The organism is Salinimonas marina, assembly GCF_015644725.1.
Taxonomy (GTDB): Bacteria; Pseudomonadota; Gammaproteobacteria; order Enterobacterales; family Alteromonadaceae; genus Alteromonas.
Window position 1 is genome coordinate 2,276,414 of the sequence record NZ_CP064795.1, and the last position, 19,918, is coordinate 2,296,331.

The window sequence follows — 19,918 nt, forward strand, 5'->3', positions numbered from 1 at the left end:
TAGAAATCCATGCCCAGACCACGTAAATGCCTTATCAATTTGTCGGATACCCCATACTACCACTGTGTGTCTCGCTGTGTACGCAGAGCATTTTTATGTGGCGAGGATAAACAAACGGGTAAATCTTACGAACACCGTCGCCAATGGGTGGAAGACCGGCTATTATTTTTAGCTGATGTGTTGTGCGTAGATGTATGTGCCTATGCAGTGATGAGCAATCACACCCATCTGGTATTGCGCATCAACAAGGACAAAGCGGATGCGTTATCGGTAAAGGAGGTTATCCGTCGATGGCACAAGCTCTACAAAGGCATGCTGATAGCGCAGCGTTATGTTAACCCCGCTGAGTGTGATTCGCTGTCTGAGGCAGAAACTGAAACGGTGAAAAACCTTGCTGAAGTGTATCGCAACCGATTGTTTGATATCAGCTGGTTTATGCGGCTGCTCAATGAATATATTGCGCGGCATGCGAACAACGAAGACGACTGTAAGGGCCACTTCTGGGAAGGACGGTTTAAGTCTCAGGCACTAATGGATGAAGCGTCACTTGCAGCCTGCATGGCGTATGTAGATTTAAATCCTGTGCGCGCCTGTTTAGCAAAATCACCGGAAGCATCTGCGCACACCAGTATACAAAAACGCATTCAGGCGGCAAAGTCCCGTCGACAACCCCGCAGGCTGCTTCACTTTACAGGGGATCCCAAAGACAATATGCCCAACGGATTGCCTTTTCGTATCCATGATTACTTCGCACTCGTCGAACAAACCGGGCGTTCCTTTCATCCAAATAAGCGTGGCAGGATAGAGGATACCGCCTCTCCTCTACTCGCCCGGGTTGGACTTGGGCATACCGATTGGAATACATTAGTCCGCGGAATTGAAACTGAATTTAAAACCTCAGTAAGCATCGAAAAACTGATGTCGCATCGCAAAAGAAACCTGCAATACAATTCAGCTTAAATACCTCAATTTTTTTCAGCAACATCCTATAGCCCAATATGCGTCGTCCAATACTAGGCGCAACACTCTTGTACCCAGGCTTCTGATTAAAAAGCTATTTCCCTGTATTGAGCTATCGTTTTATCGTAATTCAGGCCAATACAGCGAGGCATTGACTTCGAAATGGTTGAGGCAAACCTGTACTACCTAAGAGTTAATCATAAATGCAAGAAGTGACTGTCCTATTCTTTAGTTTCCCTGTATTGAGCTATCGTTTTATCGTAATTCAGGCCAATACAGCGAGGCATTAACTTCGAAATGGTTGAGGCAAACCTGTACTACCTAAGAGTTAATCATAAATGCAAGAAGTGACTGTCCTATTCTTTTTCTCTTAAATGCAAGAAGTGACTGTCCTATTCTTTTTCTCTTTACAAACAGCGCCGGCCAATGTGTGTGGCAGCGTAAAGCTCCCGATTCTGGCGTAGGCTATCGTCTGTCAGGTTAGCTGCAATAGTGCCAGTCAGACCATACGCCCTTACCTGCCACCCGCTTTTCAGATATCAATACACATTAATATTATCTATCCAGTGCTGTTTTTGCGATTCAGGCAAAAAGCTGGCTTTGAAGCTGTTTATCAACAACTGCTTTAGCTGCGCCGTGTTCATACCTAGCGCGGCATGCAACTGCCGATAGTTTTCATTTAAATAACCACCAAAATAGGTCGGATCATCCGAGTTCACCGTGACCAGCATGCCGGCTTCCAGTAACTGTAAAATATTATGATGGTCCATTTTTTCGATGACCTTGAGCTTAAGATTGCTCAGCGGACACACCGTAAGAGGCAACTGCTGCTGAATTAAGTATTCCACCAGCTTTTGATCCTGCTGACAATTGACCCCGTGATCAATCCGGTCAACCTCAAGCAGTTTGATCGCTTGCCAGATATAATCGGCCGGGCCCTCTTCCCCAGCATGCGCCACAACTTTTAACCCCAGCTCACGTACCCGGGCGAACACCCGCTCAAATTTTTCCGGAGGATGGCCCAGCTCTGAGCTATCCAGCCCGATGGCGGCAATCTGGTCGTAGTAGGGCCTGGCTTCTTCTAAGGTGCTAAAGGCGTCTGCTTCAGGCAGATGCCGCAAAAACGACATGATAAGCAAGGTGCTCATACCCCACTGCTGTCTGGCTTGCGCAATCGCCCGCTCGAAGCCTGCCATAAACACCTCAAAACCAATGCCGCGCTCGGTATGGGTCTGGGGGTCAAACATAATTTCAGCGTGCACGATGTTTTCTTGCCGGCATTTGTTTAAGTATGACCACATCAACTGGAAAAAGTCGTCTTCATCACGCAGGACATCGGCGCCGGCGTAATACAAATCCAAAAAGCTCTGTAAATCTTCAAACTGATACGCCGCTTCAATTTCCGCCACACTTTGGTATGGCAGCACCACCTGATGCTTATTCGCCAGCTGCCACATCAACGCTGGTTCCAGACTGCCTTCGATGTGCAAATGCAACTCTGCCTTAGGTAAACTTTGTATTAACTTTTCGATGGCCATGGCTTGCCCCTCTAGCTTTAGCGAAAGTGCAACAACAAAAATATTTCGTCAACGGTTGCACCCGGAAGTGGCTTCGCGCACAATTGCGCCGCAACCCACCGCGCTTCGTTCTCGCTGCCTTGTCGTTTGATAGTGCTAGCATGCCACGAAAGCCGTTTTTGATAAAACTTTAAGTCAGTGTGCTTAGTCTTGCCATTATGGCAGGGTCACTTATAACCAGGCGATTATTAATCGCGGTGTTGGCCTGAAATAAGCGCAAACACAACCCGAATCCTGACTAGCTGGTCAGGTTCAGTGTGTATTCAGTAATATCAAAACGTGCCACGAGAGAACGCATGATCACAGACATATTCGAACGATTTTTCAAGCTCAACGCCCACGGCACCACCATCAAAACCGAAGTCATCGCTGGCCTTACCACATTTGCAGCTATGTCTTATATTCTGGTGGTAAATCCTAGCGTGCTGGGGCTGAGCGGTATGCCGGTTGAAGGCCTTATCACCGTGACGGCCATATCGGCCTGTATTGGCACGTTACTGATGGCGCTGATGACCAACTACCCTATCGCGATGGCCCCGGGTATGGGCTTGAACGCGTTTTTTGCGTTTACCATCTGTATGACCCGGGACGTGCCCTGGGAAGCCGCCCTGGGCATTGTGTTCTGGAATGGAATTTTATTTTTGCTGCTCACCTTAACCGGGGTGCGCACCAAGGTCGCCGAAGCCATACCCAATGCTCTGAAAATTGGTGTGCAATGTGGTATCGGCTTATTTATCGCTTTTATCGGTCTGAAAAATGCCGGACTGGTGGTAGACCACCCGGCCACCTTTGTGACCCTGGGCGATCTCTCCGAACCGGCAGTGGCGCTGGCTCTGGCGGGGATCTTGTTTACCATCATCATGGTGATGAAGCAGATCACCGGCGGTATTTTACTGTCTATTGTGGTACTTAGTCTCATTGGGGTATTTGTGCCCACCGAATCGGGCTTTTTAACTTCTGCCCCCGAGGGGGTGGTAGGCATGCCGGACAGTATTTCTCAAACCTTTATGGCCATGGATATCTGGTATCCGATAGAAAACTTTGCCCAAACCTGGGATCTGATTTTTGCGCTTATGTTTGTCAATATGTTTGACACCATCGGTACCTTAATTGGTGTATCGCGTCGGGCTAACCTGCTGGACAGTAACGGCAAACTCCCGAAGATCGGCAACGCCATGACCGCAGATGCCACCGCCAGTGTGGCAGGCGCGGCGTTAGGTACCTCGCCGGTAACCAGTTATGTGGAGTCTGCCGCCGGGGTGTCGGCCGGCGGCCGTACCGGTTTAACCGGCATTGTGGTGGCTGCTTGTTTTGTGATGGCGCTGTTTCTTACGCCGCTAATGAAAGTCATTCCGCTGATGGCCACCACCCCGGCCCTGATAATGGTGGGCATTTTGATGATGGACTCCATTCGTCAGCTTGACTTTGATGACCTGGGCGCGCTGGCCACCGCGGTGGTCGCCCTGTTGGCAATGCCATTAACCTTTAGCATAAGTGAAGGGATAGCCCTTGGTTTTATTACCTACGTCGCCATTATGGTAGGTACCGGTAAAGGCAAAGAAGTCAGTAAGCTGACTTACGGATTGGCGCTGCTGTTTTTATTGCGCTATCTTTTTGACCTGAAATAACCGGTGACTACTGCGCTCAGCGCGGGCCGGATTCGGGCCCCTGAGCGCGAAAGAATACAAAAAATCGATTAAGGAGATAACGTGGCAACAGTTACTTTGCAAGGCAACAAAATGAGCACTGTCGGCGAACTTCCGGCTAACGGCAGTCAGGCCCCGGAGTTTACTCTGGTAAAACCAGATTTGTCAGATGTCAGCCTGAGCGAGCTGAAGGGCAAAAATGTTGTGCTGAACATTTTTCCTTCTATCGATACCGGTACCTGCGCCGCGTCGGTACGCGCGTTTAACGAAAAGGCCACAAAGCTGGATAATACCGTAGTAGTGTGTGTATCCGCTGATTTGCCCTTTGCTGCAGCCCGTTTTTGTGGCGCGGAAGGCATCGAGAATGTAGTGACCGGCTCATCGTTTCGCAGCAGCTTCGGCAACGACTATGGCGTAACCTTCACCGATGGCCCACTGGCTGGCTTACTATCTCGTAGCGTGGTAGTCATTGATGCATCCGGTGAGGTGGTATATACGCAACAGGTTGCAGAAACCGCCGATGAACCTGATTATGAAGCAGCGTTAAACGCTCTGTAAATCAGTTTTCTTCAGGGATTTGCCGGTATCTTTCCGGCAAATCTTTATAAATTTTCGTAAGAAAACGCCACCGCTTTATCCGCCATAAAAACAACTTTAATAAATTTACCGTCTTCGTCGCCCCAGCGGCAGTTAAGCGCGCCCATCATTTTCGAGCAAGCCTGGGCTTCACCCAGTACCTGTTCAATCTCCTGCTGTGACATCCCCGGTTCCAGTTTTTGATAATTTTCACGGGTCAGTTTGGAACAACCACTTAATAATAGTAATAATCCTGCTACTAACAATGCGTTTCTAACCATAATATCTTCCCAATATTCTTTGACTTTTCTTCACGGTGACTCGGGCCCAAACTGTTGCTGCCAATGCTGTGCGATAGCCTCCCGGGTGGCTACCCATACCCCGTCGTGTTGATACACATAATCCAGAAACTGTTGTAATGCCACGATACGGGCGGGCCGCCCCAGCAACCGGCAATGCATACCCACCGACAGCATTTTAGGCGAGGTTGCGCCTTCTGCATACAGGGTATCAAACGCGTCTTTCAGATACTCGAAAAACTGCCCGGCGGTAGTAAAACCGGGGCTGGTAGCAAAACGCATATCGTTGGTATCCAGGGTATAGGGCACCATCAGCAAAGGCCGGTGATAATGGTAGTCGTAATAAGGCAGATCGTCCGCGTAGGAGTCTGCGCAGTACAATATCTGCGGATGGGTGGCGACCAACGCCAGGGTATTGGGACTGGTGCGCCCGGTGTACCAGCCACAGGCGGGTTTACCGGTAAGCTGCTGATGTTGTCGCAGAGCCTGTTGCATATGCGCCGCTTCGGTGGCTTCATCTACCTGTTGATAGGAGATCCAGCGCAAGCCATGACAGGCCAGCTCCCAGTCCGCCTTTAACATGGCCTGTACGGCCTCAGGATGACGCTGCATGGCCATGGTCACACCAAATACGGTGACCGGCACCTGATAATGCGTCAGCAACCGGTAAAGTCGCCAGAATCCCGAGCGGCTGCCATATTCATACACCGACTCCATACTAAGATGGCGATCGGTATATGCCGGGGGACCCGACAGCTCGCTTAAAAACACTTCAGAGGCCGCATCGCCGTGAAGTACGCTGTTCTCCCCACCCTCTTCAAAATTCAGCACAAACTGCAGGGCCAGGCGGGCATTACCCGGCCATCTGGGGTTGGGCGGCGCGGCGCCATAGCCAATCAGGTCACGGGGGTAGGTATCGTTTGCGTTCATTGCAGGTTTTGATAGCGTGCAGGCACAGTCAGGCCACAGCCGGTAAGTACCAGCTTGATTACCGTGCGCTTAGCCTCTTCAAAATCGACTTTTTTCATTTTTTCTCCACGTAACCGGGTTACCTGTACCGAAAAATCAGCATAATGCTGAGTACTGGCCCAGATAGTAAACAACAAATAATACGGATCGACCCGGGTGATTTTCTGCTGTTCTATCCAGCTTTCAATAATTGCCACCCGCCCCTGCATCCAGCTGACGTGTTTATGATTAAAATACGTATCCAGGTTCGGGCCACCATTTAAAATTTCCATCGCAAAAATTTTGGATAGCAACGGGTGGGTCCGCGACATATCAATTTTTTCACTGATGTACTCGGCCAGGGTTTCGGCCGGATCATCGGTGGCGCTGGCCTGATCAAAGCGAGAATTCCACAAACTCAGAGTTTGCTGTAACACGGCCTGATACAAACTCTGCTTGGTTTTAAAATAGTACAAAACATTGGTTTTTGGCAGCCCGGCGGTATCCGCAATCTGCTGTACCGAACTGCCTTTGAGCCCCTGTTGGGCAAACACCTTTTCTGCTGCCTGTAAAATATTTTGTTTGTTTTTTTCACCCACCGAAGCGTCAGAAGATTTATTGACTGCCATAAAGCTTATGTGCCTTTTCCTTTACCAATCGTGGTGTTGCTGCCAGGTAGTGCGCTGGTGTTGTTACCCTGCACTATACTGATACCCATACAATAATCTTAGCCTGAACCCGCCGTTCAAGCCTAGTGGTTTTAACAGGTAAACCCTGCAACATAGCACGGGCACGACAAATGTATGCCTTCAGCCACCCTACCCCAAATTTAGTTGATTGATTTTTATGCAAATAAACTGACCTTCTGGTCTACTTTTCGAGCAAAAAGCAAGCTATAGTAAAGCTATAACGCTCTATCTGCGAAACAAAAGGACGGTTTTATGGTTCGCTTTTTGTTAAACGATACGCCAGTGACCTTGTCCACGGCTGATGCGAATCAGACCGTTTTACAGTTTCTGCGTGAGACCAAAGGGCTCACCGGTACCAAGGAAGGCTGCGCCGCAGGCGATTGTGGCGCCTGTACCGTGGTACTGGCGGCACCGACTGCCCACGGCACGGCCCTGCACTACACCCCCATAAACAGCTGTATTGCGCTGCTTTCCTCGCTTCATCGTAAACAGCTTATCTGTGTAGAACATCTCAGTCGTGGGTCCCGGTTACATCCGGTACAACAGGCGTTGGTAGAGCACCATGGCAGTCAGTGTGGCTTTTGCACGCCCGGCTTTGTAATGTCTATGTTTGCCTTGTATCACGCCCCCGGTACGGTACAACGCGAAGATGTCATGCAGGCATTGTCGGGCAATTTATGTCGCTGCACCGGCTACCGCCCTATTATTGATGCAGCCTTAAGCGTATGCGCCAAGCCCCCGACAGACCACTTTTATACACAGCAGCCCGATACCCTTCGTGCGTTGCAGGCCCTGCACAACTCTAGCGGGACCGCCTTAACTGAAGAACAACATAACCCTGGTTTACAAGGGCCCGGCCTGCTGATGCCGACTAACCGCCAGGAGCTGCGCCAATGTATTGCAGATTATCCTGATGCGCCACTGGTGGCAGGCAGCACCGATATGAGTCTGACCATCACTCAGCAGCTGCAACAATATTCAACCTTAATCAGCTTATCGCAGATGCAGGAATTAAAATTTATCCATTGCACCTCTGCCGGTATAGCCATTGGCGCAGCCTGCACCCTAGATGAGCTGCACCGGCTTGTGTGCCAGCACTACCCAACGCTGAGCGAGCTGACCGAACGGTTTGCCTCTTTACCGGTGCGCCACCAGGCAACCCTGGGCGGCAACCTGGTAAACGCCTCGCCTATCGGCGATTTACCGCCGGTTATGCTGGCGCTCAACGCACGCTTTATTATTGATAATGGCCGCGAGCAACACTCGCTGGAAGCGCGGGCCTTTTATACCGGCTATCGCGAAACCGCACTGCCGGCAGGATTCTGGCTCAGTCATATTGAGCTGCCCCTATTAAAGCCGGATCAGCATCTTGCGGCCTACAAAGTATCGAAGCGTTTCGAAGATGATATTTCGGCTGTATGTGCCGTGTTTTTGGTCTCAATCGATAAACACCACAATATTACCGCCCTGGCCACAGGATTTGGGGGCGTTGCTGCCACACCGATAGCGGCCACTGATTTTGAACAACGCCTGCCTGGCCACAGTATGCAGGACGCCCTGGCCCTTACACAGGCAAAGCAGTGGCTTGCTTCCGCCTTCACGCCGATAGATGACGTGCGGGCCAGTGCACTTTATCGTCAGCAGCTGCTGGCAAATTTGTGGCATCGCTTTGTACTGCAATATCAAAACCAGCATCATGTCATCGCCACCCGGGTACGCTATCATGCGTAAACTGACCCCCACGTTAGCCAATCAGACATCAACCCAGAGCCCACTGCGTAAGCCGGCGGCCCATGAAAGCGCGGCTCGTCAGGTGGCAGGTAGCGCGCGTTATACTGACGATATTCCGGTGCCGGCGAATACCGCCCACGCCGCCGTAGGGTTAAGTCATTGCAGCGCCGGACAAATTGAGCGTATGGATCTTTCCGAGGTGCGCCGGGCTCCCGGCGTAATCGATGTTATTACCGTTGCCGATATTCCCGGCAAAACCGATATCGCACCGGTTTTTGAGGGCGACCCGATTCTTGCCGATCAGGCCATATTGTTCCACGGTCAGCCGGTCTTTGCAGTGCTGGCAGATACCCCTGTGCATGCCCGCCAGGCGGCCACCAAAGGTAAGCTGTACATTACGCCGGTGGCGCCCTTATTAGACGTTGCTGACGCCCTTGCCCGCCATGAACTGGTTCGTCCTTCTCATACCATGCAGTCCGGCGATGCCAAACGCCACCTAAGCGCCAGCACGCATCAGCTTGAAGGGTCGCTGAATATCGGCGGGCAGGAGCATATGTACCTGGAAGGCCAGGTGGCACTGGCCATTCCCGAAGAAGAAGAGCGAATGCTGATTTACAGTTCCAGTCAGCATCCCAGTGAAGTGCAAAAACTGGTAGCCCAGGTGCTGAATATCAGCTTAAACAAAGTGTGTGTGGACATGCGCCGCATGGGCGGCGGCTTTGGTGGTAAAGAAACCCAGGCCGCCCAATGGGCATGCCTGGCAGCGGTACTGGCCTGGCGCAACCGCTGCGCGGTAAAACTAAGGCTGGCGCGCGGGGACGACATGCAGCTCACCGGCAAACGCCATCCTTTTAAAAATGACTACAAAGTCGGGTTTGATAACCGGGGACAGTTACAGGCAAGTCAGATAGTGGTGACTGGTAATTGCGGCTGTTCACCGGACTTGTCAGATGCCATCGTGGATCGGGCAATGTTTCATGCCGACAACGCCTATTATCTTGGCCAAAGTAGCGTTACGGGTCACCGGGTACGCACCAATACTGTGTCCAATACCGCCTTTCGTGGCTTTGGTGGCCCCCAGGGAATGCTGGCCGCCGAAGCCATTATGGATGGCATCGCCCGCCGGTTACAGTTTGATCCGCTGCAGGTACGCAAACAGAATTTTTATTCTGAGGCTACCGGCACCCAGACCCATTACGGTATGCTGGTGACGGCCAACCGCTTGCCCGACATTATTGAAGAGCTTGAACGCAGTTCAGACTATTGGGAACGGCGGGCGCAGCTTCGTCGCTACAATGCCCACAGCCCGGTGATCAAAAAAGGTCTGGCGCTGACCCCAGTGAAATTCGGTATCTCGTTTACCGCCAAATTTTTAAATCAGGCCGGGGCCCTGGTGCATGTGTACACCGATGGCAGTATTCAGGTAAATCATGGCGGTACCGAGATGGGCCAGGGACTGCATACCAAAATTGCGCAGATTGCTGCCCATGAGTTTGGTGTGGGATTAGAGCAAATTGATATCACCGCTACCCGTACCGACAAAGTGCCCAACACCTCGCCCACCGCCGCCTCTAGCGGCACCGACCTGAATGGCAAAGCGGTCAGCAATGCCTGTCGTAAAATTACGCAGCGGTTGGCACACTTTTACGCTCAGTCATTGCAACGAGCTGATACCGAGGTACGTTTTGCTGACGGTAAAGTTTGTCTCGACCAACACCAAATCGACTTTGCCGAACTGGTGCAGCAGGCTTACCTGGCACGCGTCTCGCTCTCGGCCACCGGATTTTATAAGACCCCGAAAATCTATTACGACCGCGAGCAGGCCTGTGGCCGGCCATTTTTCTACTTTGCCTATGGCGCGGCAGTAAGCGAGGTAAGTATCGACACCCTAACCGGAGAGTACACCGTGGACCAGGTGGACATCGTGCACGATGTGGGCCACAGCCTGAACCCGGCGATTGATACCGGCCAGATAGAAGGGGCATTTATTCAGGGGATGGGCTGGCTGACCACCGAAGATTTACGCTGGGATGAGACCGGGCGCCTTATCAGCATGAATATGGCCACCTATAAAATTCCGGCTATTGGTGATACGCCGCCGCGATTTAATACCCGGTTGTACCAGACACCGAATAGCGAAGACAGTATTTATCATTCCAAAGCCGTCGGCGAACCGCCCTTTATGCTGGCTATCTCGGTTTGGTGCGCCCTAAAAGATGCCATTTCCAGCATTAGTGATTACCGGCTGGACCCGCAGCTAGACCCACCTGCCACCCCGGAAAAAGTGCTATGGGCGGTGATGAACATTCAGGCCCGGACTCAGGCAGATGCTGATGTCAGGGAGCCTGCACTATGAGCATTTCTAACTGGCATGAGGCATTGCAGCACTGCTACACCCACAGCCTTAACTATGTGCTGGTAACAGTGATTTCGGTAACAGGCTCTACCCCGCGTGAAGCCGGCGCTAAGATGGTGATCACCAGCACCGGTCAGTACGACACCATCGGCGGTGGACATCTGGAATTTGCGGCAATTGCCCAGGCCCGAAAAATGCTGACTGACACTGTGCAGGCACCGGTGCTGGAGACGTTTGCGCTAAGCGCACGCCTTGGTCAGTGTTGCGGTGGTACGGCAAAAGTTTTATTTGAAGCCAACTACTGTCCGGCGCAACCGTTAACCGTGTTTGGTGCCGGGCATGTGGCCCAGGCACTGATCCCGATAATCGCGCAGATGCCGCTGGCCATCACCTGGGTCGACAGTCGCAGCGATGCGTTTGACGGGCTTCCCGCTGTTGCTAATGTAAGAACCGAGGTGGAGGAGGATCCCAGTGCGATATTAGCTGATTTACCCGGCCACAGCTGGTTGCTGATTCTAACCCACAATCACCAGATTGATTACACCCTGGTAGAGACAGCACTAAGAAATCATGATTTTGGATTTGTCGGGATGATTGGCTCTGCTACCAAAGCCAAACGATTTGATTACCGGCTGGCACAACGTGGAATGGCGTCGTCGATTCGACGAAAGCTTATCACCCCGATCGGGCGATTAGATATTCCGGGAAAGCGGCCGGTGGAGGTCGCAGTATCCATCAGTGCTCAGCTAATAACTTTGTTGCATCAGCCTGCCAGCGACCCGAACAGCCCGAATGGGTTAATGGTAAAGGAGGAAAACCATGACACTTGAACAACTCAATACACTTTCTGTTCCGGGCGCCAGGCAATGGTTCAGTCAGGCCTGCGCGGCCAAAAGCTGGATCAGTATGATGGTAGAAAACCGTCCCTATGCCGATAAGCAACAACTGCTGGAGCACGCCGAGCGTTACTGGCAGAAAATGCACAAAAATGATTATCTGGAAGCCTTTGCCGCGCATCCGATGATAGGCGACTTTTCGGCCTTCAGCACGTCTGATGATGCGTTTTTACAACATTCTGCCTACGAGCAGCAGCAGGCTGCCGCCGCCCGCGACGACACCTTGCAGGCACTTAAGCAACTTAATTCGGCCTATCTTAAAAAACACGGCTTTATTTTTATTGTGTATGCCAAAGGCCTGAGCGCAGAAACGCTGTTGCAACAGCTTCAAAGCCGCCTTGAAAACACCACCGAGGCTGAAATTACCAACGCGGCCCAACACCAGTTAGATATCGCCTTATCCCGAATTAATGCCAACCTGGGGGCGAGTCCGACAGTATGAATACCTTATCAAGCCATGTTTTGGATACCACCCTGGGAAAACCGGTAGCCGGATTACCGATTACCCTTTACACTTGCCGCGGCGATAGCTTACAAACACAAACCGACCATGATGGACGTTGCTCTCAGTGGCAGGATGCAGACTTTATTGCGGGTGAATACCGCTTACGATTTCATTGCCAGACATATCTGTGTCAAACCCATGGTCAGTCATTTTATCCGTTTGTAGATATCAGTTTTCTTCTGGGCGATCAAAGCAGCCATTATCATGTTCCCCTGCTGATCTCCCCCTATGGTTTTAGTAGTTACCGAGGCAGTTAGTGACCACCCAATTTTTATTTCGCGCCAATCTGGCGCACTTTCCCCATGCGAGCGAATCCCCGGAGACCGATCTGCACAGTGTGCATGACGGTGCGCTGGTCATTCAGGATGATAAGATTCTGGCGGTAGGCCAGTATGCAGAGCTGGCCGGTCAGTATCCAGAGGCACAGGTACTCGACTTCAAAGATCACTGGATTGTGCCGGGCCTGATTGACAGCCACCTGCACTATCCGCAAACCGAAATGATTGCCTGCTATGGCAAGCAGCTGCTGCACTGGCTTGAAAGTTATACCTTTCCAACCGAAGATAAATTTAAAGACGAAGCCTATGCCCGTCAGATAAGTCAGAGCTTTTTACAACAACTGCTGAAAAACGGCACCACCACCGGGCTGGTTTTTGGCACTGTACATGCCGGTGCCACCGATGCGCTGTTTGCCTGCGCCAGCGAACTCAATATGGCGCTGGTCGCTGGCAAAGTGTGCATGGATCGAAACTGTCCGCCGTATTTGCAAGATACTGCCAGTCAGGCTCAGCGTGACTCAGCGCAGTTAATCGAGCGCTGGCATAATCAGGGTCGCAACCGCTATGCCCTCACCCCCCGGTTTGCCCCCACCAGTACCGAGTCGCAGCTGGCGGCGCTGGGGGAGTTAGCTCAGCAGTATGACGATGTGTTTGTTCAAACCCATCTGTCTGAAAATATGGAAGAAATAGAATGGGTGAAATCACTTTATCCAGACTGTGAGGGCTATCTGGATGTTTACGACAAATACCATATGGTTCGCCCGCGGGCGGTATTTGGGCATTGTATCCACCTGACCGATAGCGAATGGCAGCGTTTGGGTGACAGTGGTGCCACCGCGGCATTCTGCCCGACGTCCAATTTGTTTTTAGGCAGCGGCCTGTTTAATTTTGCCAAAGCCCGAGAACACCGGGTACATGTGGCCCTGGCCACAGATGTTGGTGCCGGCACCACCTTCAATATGCTCAAAACCTACGGTGAAGGCTATAAAATTTCGCAGCTGCAGCAAGACCCGCTTTCCCCGCTCGCAGGTTTGTACATGATGACCCAGGGCCCGGCGGTGGCCTACGGCCTTGAACACGAAATCGGTAATCTGAATCCGGGCAGCCATGCTGACTTTGTGATTATTAAACCGGCATTTGATGAGCTTAGCCGCCTGCGGCTGACGCAGTCCCACTCGGCTCAGGACATGTTGTTTGCCCTGAGCATGCTGGGAGATGATCGGGCGATTGAACAAACCTGGGTGGCCGGCGTCTGCCGGTATCAGCAACAAAAGGAATAACACGATGGCACCATGGTTAGACTGGATTTCGTTACTGGTACGCTGGTTTCACGTTATTGCCGGTATTGCCTGGATTGGTGCCTCATTTTATTTCATCTGGCTCGACAGCCATCTGCAAAAGCCACCACCAGCCAAACATAAAGCGGGTATTAAAGGCGATTTGTGGGCCATCCACAGCGGCGGATTTTACGAAATATCTAAATACGCCTACGGCCCCAAAACTATGCCCGAACCTTTACACTGGTTCAAGTGGGAAGCCTACAGTACCTGGTTAAGCGGCTTTGCGTTGCTGGTGTTCATCTATTACTTATCGGCCCCGGTATATCTGATTGATTCTGAAGTAATGCCGTTAAGCCCGGCGCAGGCGGTGGGATTAGGTCTGGGGCTGATTTTTGGGCCGTTTATACTCTACGAGCTGGCCTGCAGGTCCCCGGCGGCCCGCTATCCAAAGCTGTTCGCCGCGGGGTTGGTGATCCTGTTAGCAGCCACCACATGGCTGGCGACCCATAGCTTTAGCGGCCGGGGGGCTTATATCCATGTAGGGGCATTAATTGGCACCATTATGGTGGCCAATGTGCTGCTGACCATTATCCCGAATCAGAAAAAAATGGTGGCTGCGGTGGCCGCCGGGTCCCCCATCGATCCCCGCTGGGGCGAACAGGCCAAACTGCGCTCGGTACATAATAACTATCTGACCCTGCCGGTTGTGTTCATTATGATCAGCAATCATTATCCGCAGACCTATCAGCACACTTACAATGGCGCGATATTAATTGCGCTTATGCTTACCGCCGCCTGGACCCGCCATTATTTCAACCTGCGACATACGGGTACTCACAAACCCTCAGTGCTTATCAGTGCCGGCGCTGCCATGATCATCATTGCCGCTATGGTGAGCTGGCCGCAAGCATCTGACGCGCCACAAGAATCCGCTGCCAACGATGCCATCCCCAGTGCAACAGCGTCAGAAAAGGTTTCTGACCAACGATTTCACAAAATTATGCAAACCCACTGCACCAGCTGCCACTCCCGCTCACCTTCCCACGAGGTTTTTCAGGTAGCCCCGATGGGCGTGGTGTTGGACAAGCCAGCGGATTTTGAGCGTTTCGCCGCCCAGATCTACCGGCGCACTGTGATCACCCAGGATATGCCATTTTTAAATAAAACCAATATGAGCGCCGCCGAACGTCAGCAGATTGCGCAGTGGTTTGAGCAGCGATAGCAGTAGTTAAACAGGCCTTTGCTTTGGGATACTGGCCTGTTTGTTGGTTCTGAGTGACTGTGCGATATTAGCTGGTCTATGCGGTTGCTCAATGAATATATTGCCCGGCAGGCCAATAAGGAAGACGGTTGTACCGGTCATTTCTGGGAGGGAAGATTTAAATCACAGGCGTTACTGGATGAGGCAGCTTTAGCAGCCTGTATGGCTTAGGTTGATTTAAATCCGGTTCGCGCATGTCTGGCAGACACTCCTGAAGACTCGGCGCATACCAGCATACAACAACGTCTTATCGCTGCTAAAACCCAGCATCAGCCTGGTCATCTATTGCCATTTGCAGGAAATTCATCTGGAAACATATCCGATGGGCTCCCTTTTCGGCTGGAAGACTATGTCGCCCTGGTCGAGTCAACCGGGCGTCGCTTTCACCCTAACAAGCGAGGTAAAATTGATAAGGCCGCCAGCCCTATTCTCACTCGCGCCGGGCTGGAACAGACGGACTGGAATGCATTAGTGAGTGGAATTAAAACAGAGTTTAAGGCCACTGTCAGCCTTGAAAAGCTCATGGCGCAGCGCAAGAAAAACCTAAGATGCAACACCGTATAATCCTGCCAAGTTTCTGACGGACCACGCAAGCAAATAAGTCATACAGTCTAAGTATTGCAGAATGCATTTGCTCGCCTCGTCGCCACAATCTGACACACTTCTTTGCTAATGCGCTGCAGTTAAACCGCTAACGGTATATTTGTCCATGTACTACACCTAATAAGTTCAAGAACTTCATCTTGAAGAAAAATTGCTTGTTGCAGATTTAAAGAATAACTGTATCACTAACTTTCTCACGAACTTGAACAGTGACTGTCCGGTATTTTCTTCTTAACGCAAAAAGAAGGACAGTCATTTATTTGTATTGCAGGTATAACGAGTGACTGTCCTATGTTTTGAAAGCTGAGTGACTGTCCTATATTTTTTAACTATCAATTAAAGGTACAATTTTATTTAAAAAATCATCAAAACTTCTAGCTATTTGGAAACTTGATAATTTTTCAGTCTCTATAAAAATCACTGTCGGATCATCTTTTTTTTCTCGAAAATCCAGAGCAATCCAGGTATGGCCATCACCCTCAAGAGCAATTATTTGCTTTTCAACTCCCCATTCAAATGCTGCTTGAGCTGTATATAAAATCCCCTCAGAATTACTTTTATCGCTAGAAATACCCGCAATACTGTTTATACCCCAAAATCCTTCTCCTAGATAAAAATCTAACTCTTCTGGAACATCATTATGGTAAGGCCTGACTTTCCTAGACACTTTCTATGTCCCTAAAATACTGTCGATCATATTCTGTTGGTGACGTGCGTCCGTTGGCAGTATGCCGACGTTTCGGATTGTAGAACATTTCTATGTAATGAAACATCGCTTGTCGTGCATCATCTCTGGTCTTGTACTTGATACGCCTGATTTTTTCCTTCTTCAGATTGCTAAAGAAGCTCTCCGCTACCGCATTGACGCTCCTATGTCAAGCTATCACGTTAGTATGGATAGATCGGATACCATTATCGGGTAAAGCTCTCTAGCAATGTAGCGTTTGAGACATCGTTGGATCTCTTTAATTGATTTACCCTCAGCTGTTCGCTTAGCCGCATAAACCCTCGTCCTTGGGTCACTTCGCATCCTAATGAGGGCTACTGTCCATAGCGCATTATTAGCATCCCTTGAGCCGCCTCGGTTAAGACGATGACGTTGAGTTTTACCTGATGATGCTTCTAGCGGATTTACACCACACAGCGCCGCAAATGAAGACTCTTTATGAAGCCGGGTCGGATTATCACCGGCTGTGACCATGAGAGTTGCAGCGACGTATGGGCCAACACCAAATTGTTCAAGTAAGTGGCAGGCTGTTGATTTTGTCAGCTCTGTCAGACGTTTTCCTATTAGTCTGAGTTCTTCAGTTAGCCTAAGCCAACGATCGGCTAGTAGATTGAGCATTGCCGCTAAAGTTCTTAACCGCACATCACTGTCGTTGCTCTGAATTTGTTTACAAGCAGCTATACATAGACGGGTCGATGGGACATAACATGCTACCCTAACTTGCTCAGGGGCTGTGACTAGAAGCGCTCTGATTTGATTGATGGCCTGAGTACGGGCTTTAACAGCGCTTTTCCGGGCGACAACAAGATACCTCAAGGCTTCGACAATTCCATCATGTGACTTAGGGATGGCTGTTGACTCATTCGCCAGGACTGAGCGCGCTGCATTCTCAGCGTCAGTGGGATCTGATTTTCCTCTGAGTCGACGTTTCGCCCTGTTTGGCCGATTGACTTCAAAGACTTTCAAACCCTTTTCCTCTAGGAACTTGCAAAGACCAGCACCGTAAGTGCCGGTTCCCTCCAGTCCAGCCTGTCTAATATTTCCAAATGATTTTGCCCAGTTGAAAAGCTTCTCATATCCAATATAACAGACCGGAAACTCCTGCGTATCGACAACCTTACCAATATTATCAATTAGAACAGCAACATGGCTAGTAAGGTGAGTATCAACTCCGAGGGTGAGTTGATTATTTAAATGATCACGGTTCATCAGTTTTTCCTCAGTAAACCAGCCACCGGACTGGACACTGAAGATGCAAAACAATGCTCCTATTAGGTCACGGATACTGGAATGATCCCAACTTTAACTGACGAGCAATAATCGACAGGTCAACACAAAGACACAAGGTCAATCCCAGCACGGGTCAGATTATTACTGTCAGCACTGGTAAGTATAATCTCTGTATCCCAACAGTTACCTCGTCGACTCATACTGGGTCTAACATCCAACGTATTGAGTAACTTTCTGAAGCTGCGGCTACTGTATTGAGATCCTTGGTCGGAATGCAGGTAGACCGTATCTGACGGTTTTCGCCGCCAGTAGGCAGCGGTTAGCGCGTCCATCACCAGCTCTTCTGTCATCCTGTCACCCATCGACCAATCAACGATATTCCGGGCGTACAAGTCCATTACAACAGCCAAAAACAAAAAACCTTCGTGGGTATGGACATAGGTAATGTCACTGACCCACCACTGATTCGGAGCCGCCACGGTAAAATCACGGTTTAGCGTATTGGCAGCCACAACGTCTGGCTTGCCGCCATAGCGCCCCTTGGGCGCGTTGTATCCGCGCTGGGCTTTAATACTGGCTTGACGCATCAGTCGTAAAACACGGTCACGCCCACACGGAATATTCGCCTCTAATAAATCCAGATGAAGGTTGCGGTAACCATGATGGCCACCGCTTTCCAGCCAGAACTGCTTGATGGCGCCGAGCAAGTGTTTGTCATCTTTGTCACGCTGACATTCAGGGCGCTGCAACCACTCATAATAGCCACTGGGATGTAGCTCAAGTGCCTGGCACAACAATCTCACCGGATAATCGGTACTACGAGATTTTACGAACGGGTACCGTTCTTTGACTCGCCGGCAAAGAACACCGCTGTAGATTCAAATGGTCAGTGCAACAGTTATATTAAAATACTGATTTGCATTGGAGTTTTGAATGAAGCGGACAAAACGTACATTTACCCCAGAAGAAAGAGCACTTGTTTTTGATTTATGGAAACAAGGTGCTGGATTCAGTGAAATAGGTCGAGTTGTAGCAGCCAAGCCCGGATCTGTTTTTACGATTTTAAGAGAAAATGGTGGGATAAAGCCTGAGGCTAGGCAGCGGAATATTATTCATTTAACGCTGAGTGAGCGCGAAGAAATTCGAGTCGCACTGTCAGCAAAAATGAGTATCCGAGCAATAGCCAAGATGCTGAATCGTTCCCCCTCAACGATATCAAGAGAAGTAGCCCGTAATCGAGGTCGCCGATACTATAAAGCTGTAGATGCAGATAATCGCGCAAAGCGAATGGCTAAGCGGCCCAAGCTTGCAGCGCTGGAGCGATTTCCAGAACTTAAGCAATTAGTTATCGATAAGCTTGAATTAAAGTGGTCTCCTGAACAAATTTCCGGCTGGTTACGCGTTGAATACTCGCGACGAAAGAAGATGCAGGTATCACATGAAACTATCTATAAGTCACTCTATGTTAGAGCTAGAAATATTATTCATCACTCGCTCTCAGAGCATTTGCGGCGAAAGCGCCCAATGCGTCACAGTCGATATCATTCTCGAAAAGGTGACAGAGGCACCATAAATATTGTCGATGGAGTTTCAATCCACGAACGTTCAAAACATATCGAAAATAGGCGCTCTTTTGGACATTGGGAAGGCGATTTAGTCACAGGATCGAGAAATACTCATATTGCAACGCTAGTGGATAGAAAGTCTCGCTTCACTATCATTTTAAAACTAGCAGGAAAAGATGCGACAACCGTGAATGCTGCACTGCTATCAACATTCAGGAAAATGCCACTGGAGTATAGAAAATCTTTAACATGGGATAGAGGTATGGAATTAGCAAAACATGCTGATTTTACGAAAGAAATTGGTATGCCTGTTTACTTCTGCGACCCCCAATGTCCTTGGCAACGAGGTACAAATGAAAACACAAATAGCTTGATCCGCCAATACTTCCCTAAAAAAACTGATTTATCCCAACATTCTCAACAACGCCTAAACCAAGTTGCAACTCAACTAAACGAACGTCCAAGGAAAACATTGAAATATAAAACACCATCACACATGATTGAAAAAGGTGTTGCAGTGGTCACTTGAATCTACAGCGGCTTCCTTTAATATGTCTCGTTCTTGCTGGGCGCGCTTCAGCTCACGTTTCAGCCTGGCAACTTCTGCACGCAAGTCTTCATCTTCTTTACGCTGCTTAGTCGGCTTTGAGAAGGCCTTCATCCAGCCGTAAAGACTCTTGGTACTGATATCGAGCCGTGCTGCTACGTCAGCAACACTGTAGCCATGAATCACCACTTGATTCACCGCTTCCTGCTTAAATTCGTCTGAATAACGAATGCCTTTACCCATG

The 19,918-nt window shown here is 50.1% G+C and carries 20 protein-coding genes and 1 pseudogene; 12 read left to right on the forward strand and 9 right to left on the reverse strand.

Annotated features, from left to right (window positions below):
* Positions 1–9: 9 nt before the first annotated feature.
* Entirely contained in the window at positions 10–960 is a 951-nt protein-coding gene (locus tag IT774_RS10090; protein WP_195809679.1) for a transposase, read from the forward strand.
* A 539-nt stretch (positions 961–1,499) separates the two neighbouring features.
* On the opposite strand, the gene IT774_RS10095 is transcribed toward IT774_RS10090, so the two are convergent.
* A complete protein-coding gene (locus tag IT774_RS10095; protein WP_195809680.1) occupies positions 1,500–2,498 on the reverse strand; it encodes an adenosine deaminase in 999 nt (332 codons plus the stop codon).
* Between the two features lie 335 nt (positions 2,499–2,833).
* On the opposite strand from IT774_RS10095, the gene IT774_RS10100 reads away from it, so the two are divergent.
* Positions 2,834–4,165: an NCS2 family permease gene (locus IT774_RS10100; RefSeq protein WP_195809681.1), complete on the forward strand. Its 1,332-nt coding sequence runs from the start codon at positions 2,834–2,836 to the stop codon at positions 4,163–4,165.
* 81 nt (positions 4,166–4,246) lie between these two features.
* Entirely contained in the window at positions 4,247–4,741 is a 495-nt protein-coding gene (gene tpx, locus IT774_RS10105; RefSeq protein ID WP_195809682.1) for a thiol peroxidase, read from the forward strand.
* A gap of 44 nt (positions 4,742–4,785) precedes the next feature.
* On the opposite strand, the gene IT774_RS10110 is transcribed toward tpx, so the two are convergent.
* Genes IT774_RS10110 through IT774_RS10120 form a run of 3 tightly spaced genes read right to left on the reverse strand, consistent with a single transcriptional unit; the run spans position 4,786 to position 6,635 of the window.
* The gene (locus IT774_RS10110) at positions 4,786–5,040 is read right to left on the reverse strand and encodes a DUF3862 domain-containing protein (protein WP_195809683.1); all 255 of its coding nucleotides are present in this window, start codon (positions 5,038–5,040) and stop codon (positions 4,786–4,788) included.
* 30 nt (positions 5,041–5,070) lie between these two features.
* Positions 5,071–5,988, reverse strand: a complete 918-nt coding sequence (puuE, locus tag IT774_RS10115) for an allantoinase PuuE (RefSeq protein ID WP_195809684.1) — start codon at positions 5,986–5,988, stop codon at positions 5,071–5,073.
* The gene (locus tag IT774_RS10120; protein WP_195809685.1) at positions 5,985–6,635 is read right to left on the reverse strand and encodes a TetR family transcriptional regulator C-terminal domain-containing protein; all 651 of its coding nucleotides are present in this window, start codon (positions 6,633–6,635) and stop codon (positions 5,985–5,987) included. The genes puuE and IT774_RS10120 overlap by 4 nt, the downstream gene beginning before the upstream one ends.
* A gap of 312 nt (positions 6,636–6,947) precedes the next feature.
* Between IT774_RS10120 and xdhA the strand changes: the two genes are divergently transcribed.
* From xdhA to IT774_RS18045, 8 genes are all read left to right on the forward strand, one after another.
* Positions 6,948–8,426, forward strand: coding sequence for a xanthine dehydrogenase small subunit (gene xdhA, locus IT774_RS10125; RefSeq protein ID WP_195809686.1), 1,479 nt, complete (start codon positions 6,948–6,950; stop codon positions 8,424–8,426).
* Positions 8,419–10,782: a xanthine dehydrogenase molybdopterin binding subunit gene (xdhB, locus tag IT774_RS10130; RefSeq protein ID WP_195809687.1), complete on the forward strand. Its 2,364-nt coding sequence runs from the start codon at positions 8,419–8,421 to the stop codon at positions 10,780–10,782. Before xdhA ends, xdhB begins: the two co-directional genes overlap by 8 nt.
* Positions 10,779–11,612, forward strand: coding sequence for a xanthine dehydrogenase accessory protein XdhC (xdhC, locus tag IT774_RS10135; protein ID WP_195809688.1), 834 nt, complete (start codon positions 10,779–10,781; stop codon positions 11,610–11,612). The genes xdhB and xdhC overlap by 4 nt, the downstream gene beginning before the upstream one ends.
* A complete protein-coding gene (locus IT774_RS10140) occupies positions 11,602–12,120 on the forward strand; it encodes a 2-oxo-4-hydroxy-4-carboxy-5-ureidoimidazoline decarboxylase (protein ID WP_195809689.1) in 519 nt (172 codons plus the stop codon). Before xdhC ends, IT774_RS10140 begins: the two co-directional genes overlap by 11 nt.
* On the forward strand, positions 12,117–12,440 hold the full coding sequence (uraH, locus tag IT774_RS10145) for a hydroxyisourate hydrolase (protein ID WP_195809690.1): 324 nt from the start codon (positions 12,117–12,119) through the stop codon (positions 12,438–12,440). Before IT774_RS10140 ends, uraH begins: the two co-directional genes overlap by 4 nt.
* Positions 12,440–13,741, forward strand: coding sequence for a guanine deaminase (gene guaD, locus IT774_RS10150; RefSeq protein ID WP_195809691.1), 1,302 nt, complete (start codon positions 12,440–12,442; stop codon positions 13,739–13,741). The genes uraH and guaD overlap by 1 nt, the downstream gene beginning before the upstream one ends.
* A gap of 4 nt (positions 13,742–13,745) precedes the next feature.
* Entirely contained in the window at positions 13,746–14,963 is a 1,218-nt protein-coding gene (locus tag IT774_RS10155) for a urate hydroxylase PuuD (protein WP_195809692.1), read from the forward strand.
* 324 nt (positions 14,964–15,287) lie between these two features.
* Entirely contained in the window at positions 15,288–15,566 is a 279-nt protein-coding gene (locus tag IT774_RS18045; protein WP_195809693.1) for a hypothetical protein, read from the forward strand.
* A gap of 364 nt (positions 15,567–15,930) precedes the next feature.
* Here the strand turns inward: IT774_RS18045 and IT774_RS10165 are convergent, their stop codons facing one another.
* The 4 genes and pseudogenes from IT774_RS10165 to IT774_RS10180 form a co-directional block, all read right to left on the reverse strand.
* Entirely contained in the window at positions 15,931–16,272 is a 342-nt protein-coding gene (locus tag IT774_RS10165; protein WP_195809694.1) for an SMI1/KNR4 family protein, read from the reverse strand.
* Positions 16,265–16,468 (reverse strand): annotated as a pseudogene (locus IT774_RS10170) (IS3 family transposase); the annotation flags it as partial. The pseudogene IT774_RS10170 and the gene IT774_RS10165, both read right to left, overlap by 8 nt.
* 20 nt (positions 16,469–16,488) lie before the next feature.
* The gene (locus IT774_RS10175; RefSeq protein ID WP_195809695.1) at positions 16,489–17,541 is read right to left on the reverse strand and encodes an IS110 family RNA-guided transposase; all 1,053 of its coding nucleotides are present in this window, start codon (positions 17,539–17,541) and stop codon (positions 16,489–16,491) included.
* Positions 17,542–17,660: 119 nt separating this feature from the next.
* Positions 17,661–18,440, reverse strand: a complete 780-nt coding sequence (locus IT774_RS10180) for an IS3 family transposase (protein ID WP_195812266.1) — start codon at positions 18,438–18,440, stop codon at positions 17,661–17,663.
* 55 nt (positions 18,441–18,495) lie between these two features.
* Between IT774_RS10180 and IT774_RS10185 the strand changes: the two genes are divergently transcribed.
* Positions 18,496–19,656 carry an IS30 family transposase gene (locus tag IT774_RS10185; protein WP_195809696.1) on the forward strand — a complete coding sequence of 387 codons (1,161 nt, stop codon included), beginning with the start codon at positions 18,496–18,498 and terminating at the stop codon, positions 19,654–19,656.
* On the opposite strand, the gene IT774_RS10190 is transcribed toward IT774_RS10185, so the two are convergent.
* On the reverse strand, positions 19,618–19,917 hold the full coding sequence (locus tag IT774_RS10190) for a transposase (RefSeq protein WP_195809697.1): 300 nt from the start codon (positions 19,915–19,917) through the stop codon (positions 19,618–19,620). The two genes, IT774_RS10185 and IT774_RS10190, sit on opposite strands and share 39 nt — an antisense overlap.
* Position 19,918: the final 1 nt, after the last annotated feature.